This is a genomic window from Stappia sp. TSB10GB4 (assembly GCF_900185745.1).
In the GTDB taxonomy this organism is placed as follows: domain Bacteria; phylum Pseudomonadota; class Alphaproteobacteria; order Rhizobiales; family Stappiaceae; genus Stappia.
Genome location: NZ_FYAV01000031.1, coordinates 13,748 through 32,426 on the forward strand (window position 1 = coordinate 13,748; position 18,679 = coordinate 32,426).

At 68.5% G+C, this 18,679-nt stretch carries 12 protein-coding genes; 4 read left to right on the top strand and 8 right to left on the bottom strand.

From position 1 onward, the window contains the following. Nucleotides 1-165: 165 nt before the first annotated feature. Together TSB10GB4_RS04885 and TSB10GB4_RS04890 are read right to left on the bottom strand one after the other, a co-directional pair. Complete coding sequence (locus TSB10GB4_RS04885; protein WP_208984444.1) at nucleotides 166-2,199, bottom strand: biotin carboxylase N-terminal domain-containing protein; 2,034 nt, start codon at nucleotides 2,197-2,199, stop codon at nucleotides 166-168. Nucleotides 2,200-2,204: 5 nt separating this feature from the next. Continuing rightward, on the bottom strand, nucleotides 2,205-3,740 hold the full coding sequence (locus TSB10GB4_RS04890; RefSeq protein ID WP_208984462.1) for an acyl-CoA carboxylase subunit beta: 1,536 nt from the start codon (nucleotides 3,738-3,740) through the stop codon (nucleotides 2,205-2,207). Nucleotides 3,741-3,925: 185 nt separating this feature from the next. Here TSB10GB4_RS04890 and TSB10GB4_RS04895 point away from each other — a divergent pair, with 185 nt between their 5' ends. Together TSB10GB4_RS04895 and TSB10GB4_RS04900 are read left to right on the top strand one after the other, a co-directional pair. Continuing rightward, nucleotides 3,926-5,098, top strand: a complete 1,173-nt coding sequence (locus TSB10GB4_RS04895; protein WP_186394799.1) for an acyl-CoA dehydrogenase family protein — start codon at nucleotides 3,926-3,928, stop codon at nucleotides 5,096-5,098. Nucleotides 5,099-5,205: 107 nt separating this feature from the next. Beyond that, entirely contained in the window at nucleotides 5,206-5,814 is a 609-nt protein-coding gene (locus TSB10GB4_RS04900) for a TetR/AcrR family transcriptional regulator (RefSeq protein ID WP_186394800.1), read from the top strand. Nucleotides 5,815-5,834: 20 nt separating this feature from the next. On the opposite strand, the gene TSB10GB4_RS04905 is transcribed toward TSB10GB4_RS04900, so the two are convergent. After that, nucleotides 5,835-6,467 (bottom strand): LysE family translocator, encoded by a 633-nt coding sequence (locus tag TSB10GB4_RS04905; RefSeq protein ID WP_186388856.1) that lies wholly within the window; start codon nucleotides 6,465-6,467, stop codon nucleotides 5,835-5,837. 382 nt (nucleotides 6,468-6,849) lie between these two features. Here TSB10GB4_RS04905 and TSB10GB4_RS04910 point away from each other — a divergent pair, with 382 nt between their 5' ends. Further along, on the top strand, nucleotides 6,850-8,241 hold the full coding sequence (locus TSB10GB4_RS04910) for a dicarboxylate/amino acid:cation symporter (RefSeq protein WP_186394801.1): 1,392 nt from the start codon (nucleotides 6,850-6,852) through the stop codon (nucleotides 8,239-8,241). Between the two features lie 42 nt (nucleotides 8,242-8,283). On the opposite strand, the gene TSB10GB4_RS04915 is transcribed toward TSB10GB4_RS04910, so the two are convergent. The 4 genes from TSB10GB4_RS04915 to amt form a co-directional block, all read right to left on the bottom strand. Further along, nucleotides 8,284-11,493 carry an efflux RND transporter permease subunit gene (locus TSB10GB4_RS04915; protein ID WP_186394802.1) on the bottom strand — a complete coding sequence of 1,070 codons (3,210 nt, stop codon included), beginning with the start codon at nucleotides 11,491-11,493 and terminating at the stop codon, nucleotides 8,284-8,286. Nucleotides 11,494-11,611: 118 nt separating this feature from the next. Beyond that, nucleotides 11,612-12,775: an efflux RND transporter periplasmic adaptor subunit gene (locus TSB10GB4_RS04920; RefSeq protein ID WP_186394803.1), complete on the bottom strand. Its 1,164-nt coding sequence runs from the start codon at nucleotides 12,773-12,775 to the stop codon at nucleotides 11,612-11,614. After that, on the bottom strand, nucleotides 12,772-13,368 hold the full coding sequence (locus tag TSB10GB4_RS04925) for a TetR/AcrR family transcriptional regulator (RefSeq protein ID WP_186394804.1): 597 nt from the start codon (nucleotides 13,366-13,368) through the stop codon (nucleotides 12,772-12,774). Before TSB10GB4_RS04925 ends, TSB10GB4_RS04920 begins: the two co-directional genes overlap by 4 nt. A gap of 103 nt (nucleotides 13,369-13,471) precedes the next feature. Further along, nucleotides 13,472-16,777 carry an ammonium transporter gene (gene amt / locus TSB10GB4_RS04930; protein ID WP_208984446.1) on the bottom strand — a complete coding sequence of 1,102 codons (3,306 nt, stop codon included), beginning with the start codon at nucleotides 16,775-16,777 and terminating at the stop codon, nucleotides 13,472-13,474. Nucleotides 16,778-17,120: 343 nt separating this feature from the next. Between amt and TSB10GB4_RS04935 the strand changes: the two genes are divergently transcribed. After that, the gene (locus TSB10GB4_RS04935) at nucleotides 17,121-17,663 is read left to right on the top strand and encodes an invasion associated locus B family protein (protein WP_186388861.1); all 543 of its coding nucleotides are present in this window, start codon (nucleotides 17,121-17,123) and stop codon (nucleotides 17,661-17,663) included. Nucleotides 17,664-17,774: 111 nt separating this feature from the next. Here the strand turns inward: TSB10GB4_RS04935 and TSB10GB4_RS04940 are convergent, their stop codons facing one another. Further along, nucleotides 17,775-18,545 (bottom strand): SapC family protein, encoded by a 771-nt coding sequence (locus TSB10GB4_RS04940; RefSeq protein ID WP_186394805.1) that lies wholly within the window; start codon nucleotides 18,543-18,545, stop codon nucleotides 17,775-17,777. Between the last annotated feature and the right edge of the window lie 134 nt (nucleotides 18,546-18,679).

The window sequence follows — 18,679 nt, forward strand, 5'->3', positions numbered from 1 at the left end:
CCGGCAGTCAAGCCCGGACGGGCGCGGGAGGCAAGTCTGTATCCGCTGGAGCAATTCCAGGAAAAGTGGGAACCGATTTTCCGTCCGGAATTGCGTAAAAACAACATTTTAGAGCATTTACTGATCCGGCAAAAGCAAATGCTCTAGCGCCCGCACCGTTCTCCCTCAGGCGCCTTCCACAGGCTCCAGCCGCACCAGCAGGCGGCCGGCCTCCACCGTGTCGCGTTCGGCGGCCCGAATCTCCGCCACCCTGCCGTCGGCCGCCGCCTTCAGCTCCATCAGGAGCTTCATCGATTCCATCACCACCAGCGTGTCGCCCTTGGTGACCCTGTCGCCCGCTTCAACGCGGATCTCGACGACGAGGCCGGGCATCGGCGCGGCGATGCGCTCGGGCGAGGCACCGTCGCCCGCCGCCCTGTCCTGGCCGAGATCGCCGAGCGGCAGCACCGCGCAGGCGATCTCCGTGCCCGGTCCGCACAGCCAGATCCGCCCGTCATGGTGAGCGGCGGCAAAACTCTCCGCCACACCATCGCGGGTGATGCGCAGCCGCTCCGGCCCGGTCCACTGCGCGGCGATCTCCTGCGCCTCGCCGTCCCTGCCGAGGACGTGCCAACAGCCCGTCTCGCGCGTCTCCAGCACGACGCGGCTCTCGGGCGCTTGCGCATCCACATAGGTTACCCGCGCCGGGCAGCCGGCCTGCGCGAGGAGGCGAAACCCGGAAAGCTGCTGCCAGGGCGTTGGTGCGGCGCGCGGTTTGCTGGCAAGCGCCGCCGCCGCAAGGGCGAGGCCGTCCGCCTCCGGCGCCCTCCACCCATCCGGCCAGATGCGGGCGATGAAATCGGTGGTGACCTTGCCTTGCACGAAGTCCGCCGAGGCCAGCGCATCGCGCAGGAACAGCCGCGTCGTCGCCAGCCCCGCCACTTCCAGCCGGTCGAGGCCGGAGAGCAGCTTGCGCCGTGCCGCGTCCCGGTCGGGCCCGTGGGCGATCAGCTTGGCGATCATCGAATCGTAAGCCGCCCCGATCTCCGCCCCCGGTTTGACGCCGGCATCGCAGCGCAGCTCCGCCGGCGGCGACCACAGCAGCACCTTGCCGGTGTCCGGGCGAAAGCCGGCACTTGCGTCTTCCGCCGTCAGCCGCGCCTGGATCGCGTGGCCGTTGCAGGTCACCTCGTCCTGCCTCAAGGCCAGCTTCTCGCCGGCCGCCGCGCGCAGTTGCAGTTCGACGAGGTCGAGCCCGGTGATCTCCTCGCTCACCGTATGCTCCACCTGCAGCCGCGTGTTCATCTCCAGGAAGTGGACCTCCTGCGTGACCGCATCCATGACGAATTCGACCGTGCCGGCGCTGTCATAGCCGATGGCCCGGCCGAGCCTGAGCGCGGCCTCGAACAGCCGTTCGCGGGTCTCGGGGCGCAAGCCCGGCGCCGGCGCCTCCTCGATCAGCTTCTGGTGGTTGCGCTGCACCGAGCAGTCGCGCTCGAACAGATGCAGCAAGGTGCCGTGCTTGTCGCCGATCAGTTGCACCTCGACATGGCGCGGATTGCGCACCAGCTTCTCGATGAGCAGCCGCCCGTCGCCGAAGGCCCGCTCGGCCTCCATGCGGGCCGCATCGATGGCGGCCTCCAGCCCCGCCTCGTCGTGGACGGCGCGCATGCCCTTGCCGCCGCCGCCCGCCGAGGCCTTGACCATCACCGGCAGGCCGATCTCCCGCGCGGCCCGGGCAAGGCTTTCTGTCGACTGGTCTTCGCTGCCAGTTCCGGGGCCGCCAGTTCCGGGGCCGCCAATTCCGGAGCCGCCAGTACCGGGAATGCAGGGCACGCCGGCCTCTTCGGCGAGGCGCTTCGCCTCGATCTTGGCGCCCATCGCCGCGATGGCCCGGGCGTTCGGCCCGACGAAGGCGATGCCGTTTTCTTCGCAGGCCCGCGCCAGTTCGGGCCGCTCGGACAGGAAACCGTAGCCGGGATGGATCGCGCCGGCCCCGCTCGCCCTGGCCGCGGCGATGATCCGGTCGAGGCGCAGGTAGCTGTCGCTCGCCGCCGCCCCGCCGATGGCGATGGCCCGGTCGGCCATCCTCACATGCAGCGCGTCGCGGTCGGCGTCCGAATGAACGGCGATGGTGGCGAGCCCCATGCGCCGCGCGGTGCGGATGATGCGGCAGGCGATCTCGCCGCGATTGGCAATCAGCAGGCTGTCGAACATCATCCGCCTCACATCCTGTAGACCGGCCGCGGGCCGGTGTCCGTGTCGCCGCCCGCCCCCAGCGCCAGGCACAGGCCCAGCACGTCGCGGGTCTGGTCGGGCTCGATCAAGCCGTCGTCCCACAGCCGCGCGGTGGCGTAATAGGGATCGCTCTGCTCCTCGAACTGGGCGCGGGTGCGCCGGTCGAGCTCGGCGATCTCCGCTTCGTTCGCCTGCGATTTCAGGCTGGCCCGGCGCAGCTCCGTTACCACGGTCGCGGCGACATCCGGGCTCATCGTCGCGATGCGGGCATTGGGCCAGGAGAACAGGAAGCGCGGGCGGAAGCCGCGCCCGCACATGCCGTAATTGCCGGCGCCGTAGGAGCCGCCGACGATCACCGTGTATTTCGGCACGCGCGCGTTGGAGACGGCATAGACGAGCTTGGCCGAATGCTTGGCGATGCCGCCGCGCTCGGCGTCGGTGCCGACCATGAAGCCGGTGATGTTCTGCAGGAACAGCAGCGGGATCTGGCGCTGGTCGCACAGTTCGATGAAATGCGCACCCTTCAGCGAACTTTCGGAAAACAGCGCCCCGTCATTGGCGAGGATTCCGACCGGGTAGCCATGGATATGGGCAAAGCCGGTGATCAGCGTCGCGCCATAATCGGGCTTGAACTCGGCGAGCTGCGATCCGTCGACCATCGAGCGGATCAGCGCGCGCATGTCGGCCGGGCGCTTCAGGTCCACCGGCGCATGCTCGCTGGGGCGCCCAGTGGTGGCAAGCGGCGCCATCGCCTCGCGCGGCGGCGGCGTCACCCTGCGGCCCTCGCCCAGATTGGCGACGATCTCGCGCAGCTTGCCGATGGCGCTTTCCTCGTCGGGTGCGACATGGTCGCTGACGCCGGAGACGGTGGTGTGCATGTCCGCGCCGCCCAGTGTCTCGCCGTCGACGATCTCGTTGATCGCCGCCTTGACGATCGGCGGGCCGCCGAGATGGATGCGGCCCGTGCCGCGCACCATGATCACCTGGTCGCTCAGCGCCGGGATATAGGCGCCGCCCGCGGTGCAGCCGCCGAAGACGACGGAGATCTGCGGCAGGCCGGCCGCCGACATCCGGCACTGACGCCAGAACGCCCCGCCGAAATGGTCCTTGTCGGGAAACACCCGGTCCTGTTCGGGCAGGAAGGCGCCGCCGCAATCGACGAGATAAATGCAGGGAAGGCCGTGCTCCTCCGCCACCTCCTGGGCGCGCGAGTGCTTGCGCACCGTCTCGGCGAAGAACGAGCCGCCCTTCACCGTGGCATCGTTGGCGATCAGCATGCAGGGCCGGTCGCGGATCAGGCCGATGCCGGTGACGATGCCCGCCCCAGGCACCTCGCCGCCATAGAGCCCGTGCGCGGCCAGCGGCGACAGTTCCAGGAAGGCGGTGCCGGGATCGAGCGCCAGCTCGATGCGCTCGCGCACGAAGATCTTGCCGCGCTCCGCGTGGCGGGCGCGGGATTTCTCGCCGCCGCCTTGCGCTGCCGCCGCCTGCACCTGTCTCAGTGCGGCCACCAGGTCGTCCATGCCTGCCACGAGCTGCTCCTCCCGTTTGCATCGCCTCGCCATCGTTCAAGACCCGTCCGTCTCCCCGTCCGTTTCCCCGGCCCGGTTGGGCGATTGACAATCTACCTAACGACCGTTAGAAAAACTGTCAACTGGCCGGGAGCGAGTGCCGCACACCACGGCCAGGCAATCGTGAGGGGGATCGAATGACAGCTTCCGGTTTCGATGTGACCAGCGCCAGCGACGTCTTCTTCGAGGAAGAGCACAAGATGCTGCGCGATCAGGTGCGCCGCTTCGTCGAGGAGGAGATCAAGCCTTACGGCGACCAGTGGGAGGCGGACGGCGCCACCCCGCGCGAGCTGCTGCGCAAGATGGGCGCCCTCGGGTTCTTCGGCATCCGCTATCCGGAAGCCTATGGCGGCAGCGCCATGGACGAGCGCGCCACCGTCGTCCTGTCGGAGGAGCTCGGCCGTTCGACCTATGCGGGCGTTGCCATCACCGCGCTGGTCCATACCGACATGGCCTCGGTCCATCTCTTCAACGCCGGCACCGACGCCCAGAAGGCGAAATACATGCCCGGCATCGTCAGCGGCGAGATCATCACCGCCGTCGGCGTCACCGAGCCGGACGCCGGCTCCGACGTCAAGGCCATCCGCGCCACCGCCCGCCGCGAGGGCGACCACTACCTGCTGAACGGCAGCAAGACCTTCATCACCAACGGCGTGCTCGCCGATGTCTACTGCATCGCCGCCAAGACCGGCGGCGACGGGCCGGCCAGCAAGGCGGTGACCATGTTCATCATCGAGAAGGGCATGGCGGGCTTCACCGTCTCGCGCGCCCTCGACAAGCACGGCTGGCGCAGCTCCGACACCGCCGAACTCTCCTTCGTCGACGTCCGCGTGCCGGCCGAAAACGTCCTCGGCGAGGAAGGGCGCGGCTTCTACGAGATCATGAAGAACTTCCAGAACGAGCGCCTGGTGCTCGGCGCCATGGCCATGGGCGAGGCCCAGGCGGCCATCGAGCTGACGCTCGCCTATGTCCGCGAGCGCAAGGCCTTCGGCGCCCCGCTCTGGGAGAAGCAGGCGATCCGCCAGCGCCTCGCCATGCTGGCGGCGCGGGTCGAGGCGGCCCGGCAGATGGTCTATGCCACCGCCGCCCGTGCCGCGCGCGGCGAACAGCTCGTGCGCGAGGTGTCGATGATCAAGGCGCTGTGCGGCGAGCTGGTCAACGAGGTGATGTATGCCTGCGTCCAGTTCCATGGCGGCATGGGCTTCATGCGCGAGAGCACCATCGAGCGCATGTCGCGCGACGCCCGCGTCCAGGCGATCGGCGGCGGCGCGACCGAGGTGATGCTCGAGGAAGTCGCCAAGCGACTGTGACCGCCATGCGCGCCTTCGTGCTGGAAACCGGCTTCGCCCTTCCGCACCCTTGAAAAGGGCGAGCACTTGCGAAACATAGGCCTCTCGCTCTCGCAGGACCCGTCCCGTTGACCTCCTCCCTTCCCAGGCCGCAGAAGAAGACGAAGAAGGCGCTGGAGGCCCGGCAGGTGATCATGGCCGCCGCCGCCCGGATGATGCGCGAGCGCGGCTATGCCGACACGTCCTTGCGCGATCTGGCGGCCGAAGTCGGCATGAAGGCCGGCAGCCTCTACTACCATTTCGCCTCCAAGGACGAGCTCGCCATCGAGGTCATGCGGCTCGGCGTGCAGCGCGTCTGCGATGCAGTGAACGAGGCGCTGGCGAAGCGACCGGACGCCGGCCCGCGCCAGCGGATCGTCATTGCCCTTAACGTCCATCTGGAGACGCTGCTGTCGGCGAGCGACTTCGCCTCGGCCCATATCCGCTGCTACCCCTTCGTGCCGGAGGCGGTGCAGCAGGAGCTGCTGGCGACGCGCCGCAACTACGACAAGGTCTGGAGCGCGATCATCCGCGATTATCTCGGACCGGATGCCGACGGCCTGCGCGTCCGCTACCTGCGCCACGCCCTGATCGGTGCGCTCAACTGGTCGCTGGAATGGTTCGACCCCGCCCGCGACAGCGTCGCCGGCTATGTCGCCGCGCTGGAGCGGCTGCTGCCACCAGAAACCAAAGTGTGAAGCGAAGTCTTGAGCCGCGCTCAGCGCTGCGAGGCGGCGACCATCGCGCCGACGCCGATGAAGGCGCCGCCCGTCACCCGGTTGAACACCCGTCCCCAGCGCGTCAGCCACGGCGCCAGCCGTCCGGCCGCCCCCGCCAGCACCACCTCATAGGCGAATTCGACCGCCGCGTAGGTGCCGGCGAAGATCACGAACTGCAGCCACAGCGAAGTGCCCGGCCGCATGAATTGCGGCAGGAAGGTCGAAAAGAAGATCAGCGCCTTCGGGTTCGACAGCGCCACCAGCAGCCCCTGCGTGAAGGCGCGGCGGCGGCTGATCGGACGCGCCGCCGGGCCGCCTTCGCTCGCCGCCTGGATGCCGGCGGTGAAGGCCGGTGCCCGCCACAGCCGGATGCCGAGCCAGACGAGATAGGCCGCGCCCACCCATTTGACGACGGTGAACAGCATCTCGGAGGTCAGCATCAAGGCGCCGAGGCCGGCAAGCGAGGCACCGATCAGCACCGTCATGCCGGTGATGCAGCCGAGCGCGGTGAACACCGTCCGCCCGAGCCCGTAGCGGACCCCGTGATTGAGACACAGAAGACCGTTCGGCCCCGGCGTCAGCGACAGGGCGACCGAGGCCAGCAGGTACACCAACCACAGATCGAAGCTCATGCCGGCACTCCAGACGGACAGACAGACAAGCAGACTGACGGAAAGATAGACACGCAGGCAGACAGGCAGACAGGCAGGCGAGGATAACATGCGGCCGGCGCGAAATCTCGGGGCCGTCGCGAGGGGCGATCCTAGCACGCGCCGCGCCGTTGGAAAGGGGCCGCGCGCGGCTTGGCGATTTTGCGACGATTGAGACGGGTTTGGCCGATTTCGAGACGGAATTTTGCAAAATTCGTCTCAATTTTTGCGAGCCGTGTTATCCCCGCGCGGTCGTGAGGCCGCGGGCTTTCCCCCTTGCCCCTGCCCGCCCCGCGCGGGCTATGGTGGGGCCTCGGGCGAGGGCGGGGCAGGGGTGGTCGAAACCGGAAAGGAACGGGAAAGAATGACGGAATTGCGCGCAGGCGGGGCGACGGAGACGGAGACGGGGCATCTTTCGGGCCAGCGCTTCAAGCTGCGGGTCTGGATCACCTCGCGGCTCTGGGCGCAGGTGGTCGCCGGCATGGTGCTCGGATTTGTCCTCGGACTGCTGCTCGGCGAGGGCGCGGGCCTGGTTGCGCCGGAAACCGCCGAGGCCATCGGCCTGTGGCTGGCCTTGCCGGGCCGGATCTTCCTGGCGCTGATCGCCATGGTTCTCGTGCCGCTCGTCTTTTCCTCCATCATCGGCGGGCTCGCCGGCGCCGGGTCCGGCGACACGCTGCGGCGCGTCGGCGTCCGGCTCGCCGGCTTTATCCTCGCCACCACGACGGTGGCGGCGATCCTCGGCGTGACGCTGGCGCAGTGGCTGCGGCCGGGCGCGGCGATGGCCGGTTACCCCCGCAGCGGCCAGCCGCAGCCCGGCCCCGTCCCCGGCTCCGGCCCTGGCTCCGGCGCGGAGGAGGTGGAAGCGGTTGCCGCGTCGGGCGTCGGCACGCTGCCGGATCTGATCGTCGACATCCTGCCGCAGAACCCCACCGCCTCCATCGCCCAGGGCGACATGCTCGCCGTCGTGGTGCTGGCGCTGCTGGTCGGCATCTCCGTCACCCAGATCGACCGGAGCCGGGCCGAGCCCTTCCTCAAGCTGATGGAAGCGCTGCTGTCGATCTCCATGAACATCGTCAAATGGGCGATGTTCCTGGCGCCGTTCGCCGTGTTCGGGCTGATGGCGCAACTGGTTATCCGGGTCGGGCCGGAGACGCTGGTCGGGATTTCCGGCTATGTCGGCGTGGTGCTGCTCGGCCTTGCCCTGCTGCTCGTCCTCTATCTGGCGCTGGCCGGCCTGGCCGGCGGCATCACCCCGCGCCGCTTCCTGGAGGCGGCCGGCGGCAACCTGCTGCTCGCCTTTTCGACGTCCAGTTCCTCGGCGGTGATGCCGGTGACGATCCAGACCGCGCGCCGCCTCGGCGTGCCCGAAGGCATCGCCAATCTGGTGGTGCCGCTGGGCGCGACCATGAACATGGCCGGCACCGCGCTCTACCAGTCGGTGGCGATCCTGTTCATGGCGCAACTGGCGGGAGTGGAACTGACCGGCCTGCAGATCGCCGTTATCACCGGCACGCTGGTCGCCTCCTCGATCGGCGCGCCCGGCACCCCCGGCGTCAGCATCGCCATTCTGCTCAGCGTCGCCGCCAGCGCCGGCATTCCGGCCGATGGCATGGTGATCATTCTCGGTGTCGACCGGCTGCTCGACATGTGCCGCACGGTGGTCAACGTCACCGGCGATCTGGTCGCCTCAGTGTGCCTGCGCGGTCTTGGAGAGGAGCCGCCGGCGGCCGACCCCGACCCTGTCCCCGTCTGAGACGGGCGGGCGCGGGGCGAACGGCCGCCGGGCGTCGCCGGCCTATTCGGCCGGGGTCCTGTCGGGCGCCCGATCCGCCGTCCTGTCGGCCGCCGGCGTCGTCTCCGCCTCGACCGGCGGATGCCCGTCGTCTTCGTGCCTGGGCAGGTGGCCGTCGATCGGGATGCGGCGGAACATCCGCATCACGAAGACGAAGAACACCGGCACGAAGAACACGGCGAGGATCGTGCCGGAGATCATGCCGCCCATCACGCCGGTGCCGATGGCGTTCTGGCTGCCGGCGCTGGCACCACTGGCGATGGCCAGCGGCGTCACGCCCAGGGTGAAGGCCAGCGACGTCATCAGGATCGGCCGGAAGCGCAGATGCGCCGCCTCGATGGTCGCGTCGATCAGCGAACGCCCCTCGGCCATCAGGTCCTTGGCGAACTCGATGATCAGAATGGCGTTTTTCGCCGACAGGCCGACAATGGCGATCAGGCCGACGGTGAAGTAGACATCGTTCGGCATGCCGCGCAGCGTCACCGCCGTCACCGCGCCGATCACCCCGAGCGGCACGACGAGCATCACCGCGAAGGGGATCGACCAGCTCTCGTAGAGCGCGGCCAGCAGCAGGAACACGAACAGGATGCTGAGGCCGATCAGGAACGGCGCCTGCGATCCCGACTGGATCTCCTGCAGCGACTGGCCCGTCCACTCGTAGCCGAAGCCGGCCGGCAACTGGCCGGCCAGCCGTTCCATCTCGGCGATGGCATCGCCCGACGAATAGCCGGGCGCCGCCTCGCCGGAAATGCGGATCGACGGGTAGCCGTTATAGCCGACGATCTGCGAGGGGCCCTTGCGCCACTCGACGCTGGCGAAGGCCGAGAGGGGCACCATGCCGCCATTGCTGTTGCGCACATTGAGCCGTAGCAGGTCGTCGGTCTGCATGCGGGCGTCCTGGTCGGCCTGCACGGTGACCCGCTGCATCCGCCCGGAGTTGGGGAAGTCGTTGACATAGCTCGAGCCGAGATTGGCCGAGATGGTGGCGTTGATGTCGGCGAAGGCGACGCCGAAGGCATTGGCCTTCTCGCGGTCGATGACGAGATCGACCTGGGCGGCGTCCGGCAGGCCGTCGATGCGCAGGCTGGTCAGCACCGGGCTCTGCCCGGCGGCGCCCATCAACTGGTCGCGGGCGGCGGCGAGCGCCTCGTTGCCGCGGCCGCCGCGATCCTGCAGGCGGAAGGTGAAGCCGTTCGAGGTGCCCAGACCCTGGATCGCCGGCGGCGACAGGGCGAAGGAGATCGCGTCCTTGATGCCGAAGAGCTGGCCGTTGGCGCGGCCGGCGATGGCGCCGGCGGAATCCGACGGTCCGCGCTCCGACCAGTCCTTCAGCGTCACGAAGGCAAGGCCGGCATTCTGGCCGGCGCCGGAGAAGCTGAAGCCGAGAATGCCGACGATGCGCGACACGGCGCTTTCCTTGCCGAAGATCGCCTCGACCTGCTCCATCACCTCCAGCGTGCGGTTGGCGCTCGCCTCCGGCGGGGCCTGGATGTTGACCAGGAGGTAGCCCTGGTCCTCGTTCGGCAGGAAGGAGGAGGGCAGGCGCATGAAGCCCCAGCCGAGGCCGACGAGCAGGGCGAGATAGATGATCATCATCCGCCCGGCCCGGCGCGAGATCCAGGAGACGACGGAGCTGTAGCCGTTGGTGGTGCGGCCGAAGCCGCGGTTGAACCAGCCGAAGAAACCCTTCTTCTCCTCGTGGTGCCCCTTCGGGATCGGTTTCAGCATGCTGGCGCAGAGCGCCGGGGTGAAGGACAGCGCCAGGAAGCCCGAGAACAGGATCGACACGACCATGGTCAGGCTGAACTGCTGGTAGATGACGCCGACGGCGCCCGGGAAGAACGCCATCGGCACGAACACCGCCGTCAGCACCAAGGTGATGCCGATGATCGCGCCGGTGATCTGCGTCATCGCCTTGCGCGTCGCGGCCCGCGGCGACAGGCCCTCCTCGGCCATGATGCGCTCGACATTCTCCACGACGACGATGGCGTCGTCGACGAGGATGCCGATCGCCAGCACCATGGCGAACATGGTCAAGACGTTGATCGAGAACCCGGCCGCCAGCATCACCGCGCAGGTGCCGAGCAGCGCCACCGGCACCACCAGCGTCGGGATCACCGTGTAGCGGAAGCTCTGCAGGAACAGGAACATCACCACGAAGACGAGGGCGACGGCCTCCAGCAGCGTGTGGATCACCTTCTCGATCGACGCCTCGACGAAGGGCGAGGTGTCGTAAGGGATCTCGTAGGCGATGCCGGGCGGGAAGAAGCGGGCGAGTTCCTCCATCTTGGCGCGCACCGCCGACGAGGTCGCCATGGCATTGCCGGTGGGCGAGAGCTGCACGCCGATGGCAGCGCTCGGCTGGCCGTTCAGCCGGGTCGAGAAATTGTAGCTCTCGCCGCCGATCTCGATGCGCGCGACATCCGACAGGCGGACGGTCGAGCCGTCCGGATTGGCTCTGAGCACCACCTGGCCGAACTCCTCGATCGAGGAGAGCTGGCCCTTGACCAGCACGCTGGCGGAGATCTGCTGGGTGATCGGATTGGGCAGCGCGCCGATGCGTCCCGCGGCGACCTGGGCGTTCTGCGCCCGGATCGCGTTGACGATGTCGCCCGACGTCAGGTTGAGGCCGAGCATCTTGTCCGGGTCCAGCCAGATGCGCATGGAGCGCTCGGTGGCAAAGAGCCGGGCGCTGCCGACGCCGTCGATGCGGCGGATCTCGCCGAGCACGTTGCGGCTGAGATAGTCGCCGAGGTCGACCACGTTGTAGGAGCCGTCGGTGGAGGTGACCGAGACCACCATGAGGAAGCCGGCGCCGGCCTGCTCGATGCGGATGCCCTGCTGGGTGACGATGCTGGGAAGGCGCGGCTCGACGCGGCGCACCGCGTTCTGCACGTCGACCGAGGCCTGCGACACGTTGGTGCCCGGCTGGAAGGTGGCGGTGATCGTGATTCCGCCCGAACTGTCGGAGGTGGATTCGAAATAGATCAGGCGGTCGACGCCGTTCAACTCCTCCTCGATGGGCCGCGTGACGCTGAGATAAGCGTCTTCCGGCGCGACGCCCGGATAGTTGGTCGAGATGGAGATCTGCGGCGGCGCGACGTTCGGATACTGGGCGACGGGCAGGAAGGGGATCGCGATCACGCCGGCAAGCGTGATGAAGATGGCGATGACCCAGGCGAAGACCGGCCGGTTGATGAAAAAGGACGGCATCAGATCAGATCCTGTGGGACCGGCCCGCGGGCGGCGCGGGAGGGCGCCGGCGGCCACGGGTGGGCCGTTGCGTCAGGACGGGGCGGGGCGGCCCTGGCGGGCCGTCCGTCCCGACGGGTTAGTTGGCCGCGACTTCGGCCGTCTTCTGGGCGCCCTGCCAGGGCGTCGCCGCGATCGGCGCGCCGGGGCGCAGCTTCTGGAAGCCCTCGACGATCACCTTGTCCCCGGGCGCCAGGCCCTTGGTGATGACCCAGCGGGTGTCGACGATGCGGCCGGTCTCGACGGAGCGCAGCTCCGCCTTGTCCTCGGCGCCGACCACATAGACCTGCGCCTGGCCGCCGGCATTGCGCTGCACCGCCTGCTGCGGCACGGCGACGGCGTTTTCCTCGATACCCTGCTCGATCAAGACCCGGACATACATGCCCGGCAGCAGGTCGCCGTCCGGATTGGGGAACTCGCCGCGCAGGGTGATCTGGCCCGTCGTCGTGTCGACCGCGGCCTCGGAAAACAGCAGCCGGCCCTTTTGCGGATATTCTTGTCCATCATCCAGCTTGAGCCGCACGGCGGCCTCGCCGGCGCGCGGACCGGTCAGCGCGCCGACCTGCAGCGACCGGCGCAGGCTCAGCAACTGATTGGCGGATTGAGTGAAATCGGCGTAGACCGGGTCGAGCTGCTGGATCGTCGCGAGCACGCCGCTGGAGGAATCGACCAGCGCGCCCTCGGTCAGCAATGCCCGGCCGATGCGCCCGGAGATCGGCGCCCGCACTTCCGAGAAATGCAGGTTGAGCTCGGCCGCGTCGAGGCCGGCCTGGGCGATGGCGACATCCGCGTCGGCCTGGGCGAGGGCGGCGATGGCGTTGTCGCGCGCCTGCACGCTGGTCACCCGGCGCTCATGCAGCTCCTTCTGCCGGTCCGCGTCCTGGCGGGCCTGCAACTGCACCGCCTGGGCGCGCTGCAGCGTCGCCCGCGCGCTCGCCACCTGGACGCGAAACGGTTCGGGATCAATGCGATAGAGCACGTCGCCCTCCTGGACGATACTGCCCTGCTCGAACACCCGCTCGACCAGGATGCCGGAGACGCGCGGGCGCACCTCGGCGATCCGCGTCGGGGCGATGCGTCCCGGCAACTCGTTGGTAATCGGCAGCGTTTCGGCCGCGAGTTCGACGAAACTCACGCCGGTCGGCGGCATGGCGGGGGCGCCCGCCTGGTTCTTGCTGGCAACGTCGTTGCAGCCGGCCAGCAGCGCGGCGGCAAGGATCACGGCAGTCAGTCTGGATGTCATCGGGTCGACCTCTCGGGGGAAGAGGAGGGTGAGGGGGCGGGCGCGGGAACCTGGTCCACGAGCCAGCCAATTTCGGCAATGATTCTAGCGCGTTCTTCCGGCGCCCAGTTGTGTAGTCCGAGCCATTCGAGCGACATCAGTCCCTCGAGGGCGAGAAAGGCAAGCAGCGCCCCGCGCGGACTGCGCGAGGTGCCGGTGATCTGGGCGATGCGCTGGCCATAGGTCCGCGCGATCGGCTCGCGCAGGTCGGCATCCTGGGCGAGCGAGGCGAGCAGGCCGAGCGCCACCGCCCGGTCCTCCTCGGTGAGCAGGTGCGAGGCCACCTCGATACGGCTGCGGATTGCCGCGTCCGGATCGCCGGAAAAGCTCTCTGCCAGTGCCTGCTCGCAGCTTGTATGCGCGGCCACCCGCCGTTCGACGACCGCTTTGATCAAGGCCTGTTTGGTCTTGTAGTCGTAAAGGACGCTGGCCTTGCTGATGCCGGCCTCGCAGGCCACCGCATCGAGCGTCAGGCGCGCCGCGCCGTCCCGGATCACGACCTGTTCGGCCGCGTCGAGCACGGTGTCGCGCTTGATTGTCCGCTTGCGTCCCATTCCAGCCTCGGTTTTTCCAACCGGATGGATATATATTTTCCAACGGCGGATGCAACCGCTTTTTGCGCCGCAGCACGGGGGGGAAGATCGGGTCCCGGGGGCGTCAATCGCTGCCGCGGACCTGCAGGGGGCGGCGGCGGGAGGGATGCGGCGCGCGCGGCCCGAGCATCTCCCGCATGCGGCCGGCCGTGCTGCGCAGCACTGGCGCCGCCCGCTCGCGGACATCGTCCGCCGGGTCGGCGCAGCGCATGGCGACGAGCAGCGCCACGGTCGTCGGGTCGAGCCGCGTCTGCAACTCGGACAGGGGCGCCGGCCGGCCGATCAGATAGCCCTGCACCTCGTTGCAGCCTTCCTCCGCCAGCACCCGCAATTCGTCCGCCTCCTCGACGCCCTCGGCCACCACGCTCATGCCGAGCGCGTCGCCGAGCCGGACGATGGTCTCGACGATGGAGCGTGCGCTCGGCGTCTTGCGCATGGCGCGGATGAAGGACCGGTCGATCTTGATGACGTCGAAGGGGAAGCGCGACAGATAGCCGAGCGACGAGTAGCCGGTGCCGAAATCGTCGAGGGCGATGCGCACGCCCAGCGATTTGAGCGCGGTAAGGATCTGCAGCGCCCGCCGGTCGTCGTCGATCAGCACGTTCTCGGTGACTTCGAGTTCCAGCCGGCTGGCGGCAAGCCCGGCCGTTTCCAGCACCTCGCGCACCGTCTCGACGAAGTGCTTCTCGCGGAACTGCAGCGGGCTGACATTGACGCTGATGCGCGGGATCTCGGGATGGGCGCAGGCGATGGCGCAGGCCTGGCGCAACACCCACTCGCCGATGGCGATGATGCGGCCCGACTGCTCGGCGACGGGAATGAAGTCGTTCGGGCTGATCATCCCCTTTTCCGGGTGATGCCAGCGGATCAGCGCCTCGTAGCTGCCGATGCCGTTGCTCCTGAGGTCGAGCCGCGGCTGCAGGTGGAGCTCGAACTCCTCCCGCTCGACGGCGAGGGTCAGATCCGCCTCCAGCAGCCGGCGCTTGCGCAGCACCGCGTCCATGCCGTCCTCGAACAGGCAATAGGTGTTTCGGCCGAGGCTCTTGGCCTTGTACAGTGCGGTGTCCGCGCGCGAGACGATGATCTCCGCGTCGTCACCATGCAGCGGGCTGACGGCGATGCCGATGCTGGCGCCGCTGCGCAGCGTCAAGCCGTTGCCGCAATCGATGGGCTGCGACAGGACATGGACGATCCGGTGCGCGAGGTCGGCTGCCTGGTTGGCGAAGGCGATCTGGTGCTGGATGACGGCGAATTCGTCGCCGCCGAGCCGCGACACGGTGTCGGTACCCGGCACCATCGCCTTCAGCCGGTCGGCGGTGACGCGGATCACCCGGTCTCCGGCGAGATGACCGTGAACGTCGTTGATTTCCTTGAACCGATCGAGGTCGATCATCAGCACCGCGGCGGATCCCCCGCGCCGCCGCGCCTCCGCCAGCACCGCCGACAGCCGCTCGGAAAAGACCGTCCGGTTGGGCAGGTCGGTGAGCGGATCGTGCTGGGCGAGGTGGCGGATGTGCTGCTCCGCCTTCTTGCGGTCGCGCAGGTCGACAATGGCCGATACCCGGGTGCGCTCGCCCCGATAGATCACTTCGCGGGCGCGCACCTCCACCGGGACGAGGCTGCCGTCGACATGAACGATGCGCAACTCGTTGGGACCGCTTTCGCTCAGGGCGAGTTGGTGCCGCACCCGCTCGCGGTCCTCCTCGATGACATGGTCGAGGATCGCGCTGCCCTTGAGCTCGTCCAGCGATCGGCCGGTGAGTTCCTCCAGCGCGTGGTTGCCGTCGATGATCGTGCCGCGTACCGAAATGACGATCGCCTCGAAGGTGGCATTGGCAAGCGCGGTGAGCCGTTCCGCCTCCTCCTCCGCGCGGCGCAACTCCGCCTCGCGGCCGCGCGCCCGTTCCTCGTTCTGGATCGACTCCATCAGACGGTTGAACAGCCTGCTCATCCGCTCCGCCTCGTCGCCCGGCTCCACGGCTAAGCGCAGGCTGAGATCGGCCCGCCCCTCGACGAGCCGGCCCACGGCATCCTCGACATGGCCGATGCCGAGCCGGGTGCCGTGCTCGGCCTCGTTGAGGCCGCGGATCTCGCCGTCGTGGTCGATGCGCAGGGCGACGCCCCGCTTCAGGACCAGGAAGAAGATCAGGCCAAGAGTGAAGGCGAAGGCGAAGTTGAGCGCCGCGCCGCCCGCCTGCACGGCAAGCTGTGCCAGCCGGTCGCCGGTCGGCAGGTTCGCGACCGGGGCCAGCAGGGCGAGGCCGAGCGTGCCGACCACGCCGGCAATGCCATGCACGCTGATGGCGCCGACCGCGTCGTCTATCCGGAACTGCCGCTCAAGGACAGAGATGCCGGCGACCGCGGCAAAGCCGCCGGCAATGCCGATGACCAGCGCCCCTTGCGGCTCCAGCACCATGCAGCCGGCGGTGACCGCGACAAGCCCGCCGATCATCCCCGAGAAAGCCTTTGCGGGCAGCAGAACGCCCTCCCGCGCCCAGGCGGTCAGATAGCCGGCGCAGGTGCCGGCGGCGGCGGCCAGCACGGTGTTGGCGATGACATGGGCAATGTCCGGGGACGCCTTCAGCGTCGAGCCGCCATTGAAGCCGATCCAGCCGACAAACAGCAGCAAGGCGCCGGCGGTCGCCAGCACCGGGCTGTGCCCCTGGAAGCGCACCGGCCGGCCTTCGGCGTCGAAGCGCCCGATGCGCGGACCGATGACGAGGCAGGCCGCCAGCGCGATCCACGCGCCGGTGCCATGCACGACGGTGGAGCCGGCGAAATCGACGAAGCCGGCATTGCCCAGGAAGGCGCCGGGATTTTTGACGAGCGCGTTGCCCCAGGCCCAGTGGGCGAAGACCGGATAGACCAGGCCGGCGATGAAGACGGAGCAGGCGACATAGGCTGCCAGCGGCATCCGCTCGGCAACCGCGCCGGAGACGATGGTCGCCGCCGTGCCGCAGAACATCACCTGGAAGACGAAGAAGGCAAGACCCCAGGAATCCAGCCCGCCGAGCAGCAGCATGGCCGGATCGAAGCCGATCCCGACGCTGGACGTGGGCCCGAAGGCGACCATGAAGCCGACGGCCGCAAAGACCAGCACGGAGAATGTGAAGTCCAGGAGGTTCTTCTGGGCGACGTTGATCGCGTTCTTCGAGCGCACCGTTCCCGCTTCCACCAGCAGGAAACCGACCTGCATCAGCAGCACCAGGCCGGCGGCGACCAGCAGCCAGACCAGGTCCAGGGTGCGGTGCAGCGAAGCCAGTGCGGCCGTCTCGCTCGCAGACGCCTGTGCGATCCCTGCGGACAGCACCGCCAGCGCTGCGGCGCAAGCCAGGATAGGCTGTCGAAGCCTTGAGCCGAATGCCGCCATGTGCCCCCAAGATCCCCGTCTGTCCTTTGTTTGTCGCAGGTTAGGAACCAGCAGTTAAAAACTGATTGAAACCTCATGATTGTGGATTGAACGTCAGGATTGCATGATAGAGAGCCCGCTTAAGCCATTGCGACCGGCGGCTTTTTATTGTGCATCGCGATATGTACTTCTTCCCTAGCGGCAGTTTTTCGCCCGGGTGACCGGCCTCCGCAGGCGCAGCCATGGCCGGGAGGCCGGAGATCGGCCAACAGCCGCTTCACTTTCCGCAGCGATGGGTTAGGATCGCGCGCTGATTGCAACCGGCACATCGCACAGGCATTCCTACGTCATGGAAAATCCGCTCATGTCCTTTTCTTTTCGTCATTCCGTTTCCGGTTTTCGTCGTGCCGCATTGGCCGGATTGATCCTGGGCGCAAGCTTCGGCACGGCCGCCGGGCAGGATGCCGCGCCGAAACCGGCTGAGGGCGGCGCGGCGGCGCCGAACTGGGTGGTGCAGTGCTCGGAGGCGACGGAGACGGCGCCCAAGCGCTGCCGGGCGCTGCAGAACATCGTCATGCAGGACAGCGGGCAGCGCCTGCTGACCGTTGTCGTCGAACCGCGCGAGGGCGCCCCCAACCATGCGCTGGTGCTGGCGCTGCCGCACGGCGTTTTCCTGCCGACCGGCACGCAGATCCAGGTCGACGAGGGCGAGCCGGTGGCGATGGCGATCCAGACCAGCGACGCCAATGGCGCCTATGCCGGCACGGCGATCAGCGACGAGTTGCTGGCCTCGCTGAAGAAGGGGCAGCGCCTGATCGTCGCCTTCAAGACCGCGCAGCAGCAGGATCTGGCGATCCCGGTGACGCTGATCGGCTTCACCGCCGCCTATGGCCAGCTCGGCGGCTGAGCGGCTGCCCGGCGCGGTGGCCAAAGGCCCGGCGGGCGGGGGTCTGCCGGGGAAACGAACAACGGGCAGGCCGATGGGCCCGCCCGTTGCGCGTCAGGGTGGAGGCGAAGCTCAAGCCTCGGCCGTACGCCGGACCAGGTCCGCCCAGTTCCGCATCGACCACAGATGCGCGTAGATCACCGGCAGGGCACCGCTCTTGCGCAGATCGAGGAAGGCCTGGTCGGACAGGGCGTTGACGCGGGTCTCGTCGATGATGCTGAAGTCGTTGACATTGAGCACCTCGCCGCCCGGCAGGGTGAAGCGGCCGGCATTGGGGGCGAACAGGTCGTGCTCGGCGATCTGGCGCATCAAGGCCTCGCTCTCGCGGCTCTCGCGCTGGAACGCGGCGCAGAAGTCGAGCGCCTTGCGCGTCGCCTCGGTCGGCTCGGCGCCCTCGAAAAACCGGGTCTCCCCGTCGGCGGCGATCTTGTCGCTGGCTGCGTCGATGCACAGGGCGAACTCGCTCGCCTCGTCATTGCGCGCCAGGATGAACGGATAGCGGCGCACATAGGAGGGAATGTAGGTGTCCGCCGCCCAGGCCCCCTCGCCGTCGACGAAGAGGTTGCGGTCCTGCCGCAGACCGAGCACGGCGACGGCGGCCGGCGGGGTGGTGCCGGCGGCGAAGACGATCGGATAATGGCGCGCGGCGACGCCGAATTCGATGGCATTGAGGGGAACGGCATGGGTGCGGGCGGCGAACCGGTAATCCGGCGCAAGAGCGATGCCGAGGTCGCCGTGGCGGTCGGCCCTGAGGGCTTCCGGGCGGCTGTAGAACAGCGGCAGCGCGGACGGCCCTCCCGACGCCGGGCGCGGCGTGTCCGTGTCGGCTTGGGTGCTGGTCATAATGGTCCGTCCTCGATTATGCATTTGTGATGAATGGTTGCTGTCCCGTCGACGACCGGACGGCGAATTTCTTGTACAAGTCCAACGGCTGGTTGCCTAGACCATACCATCCGGCCTTCAATAAGCGCGAGTGC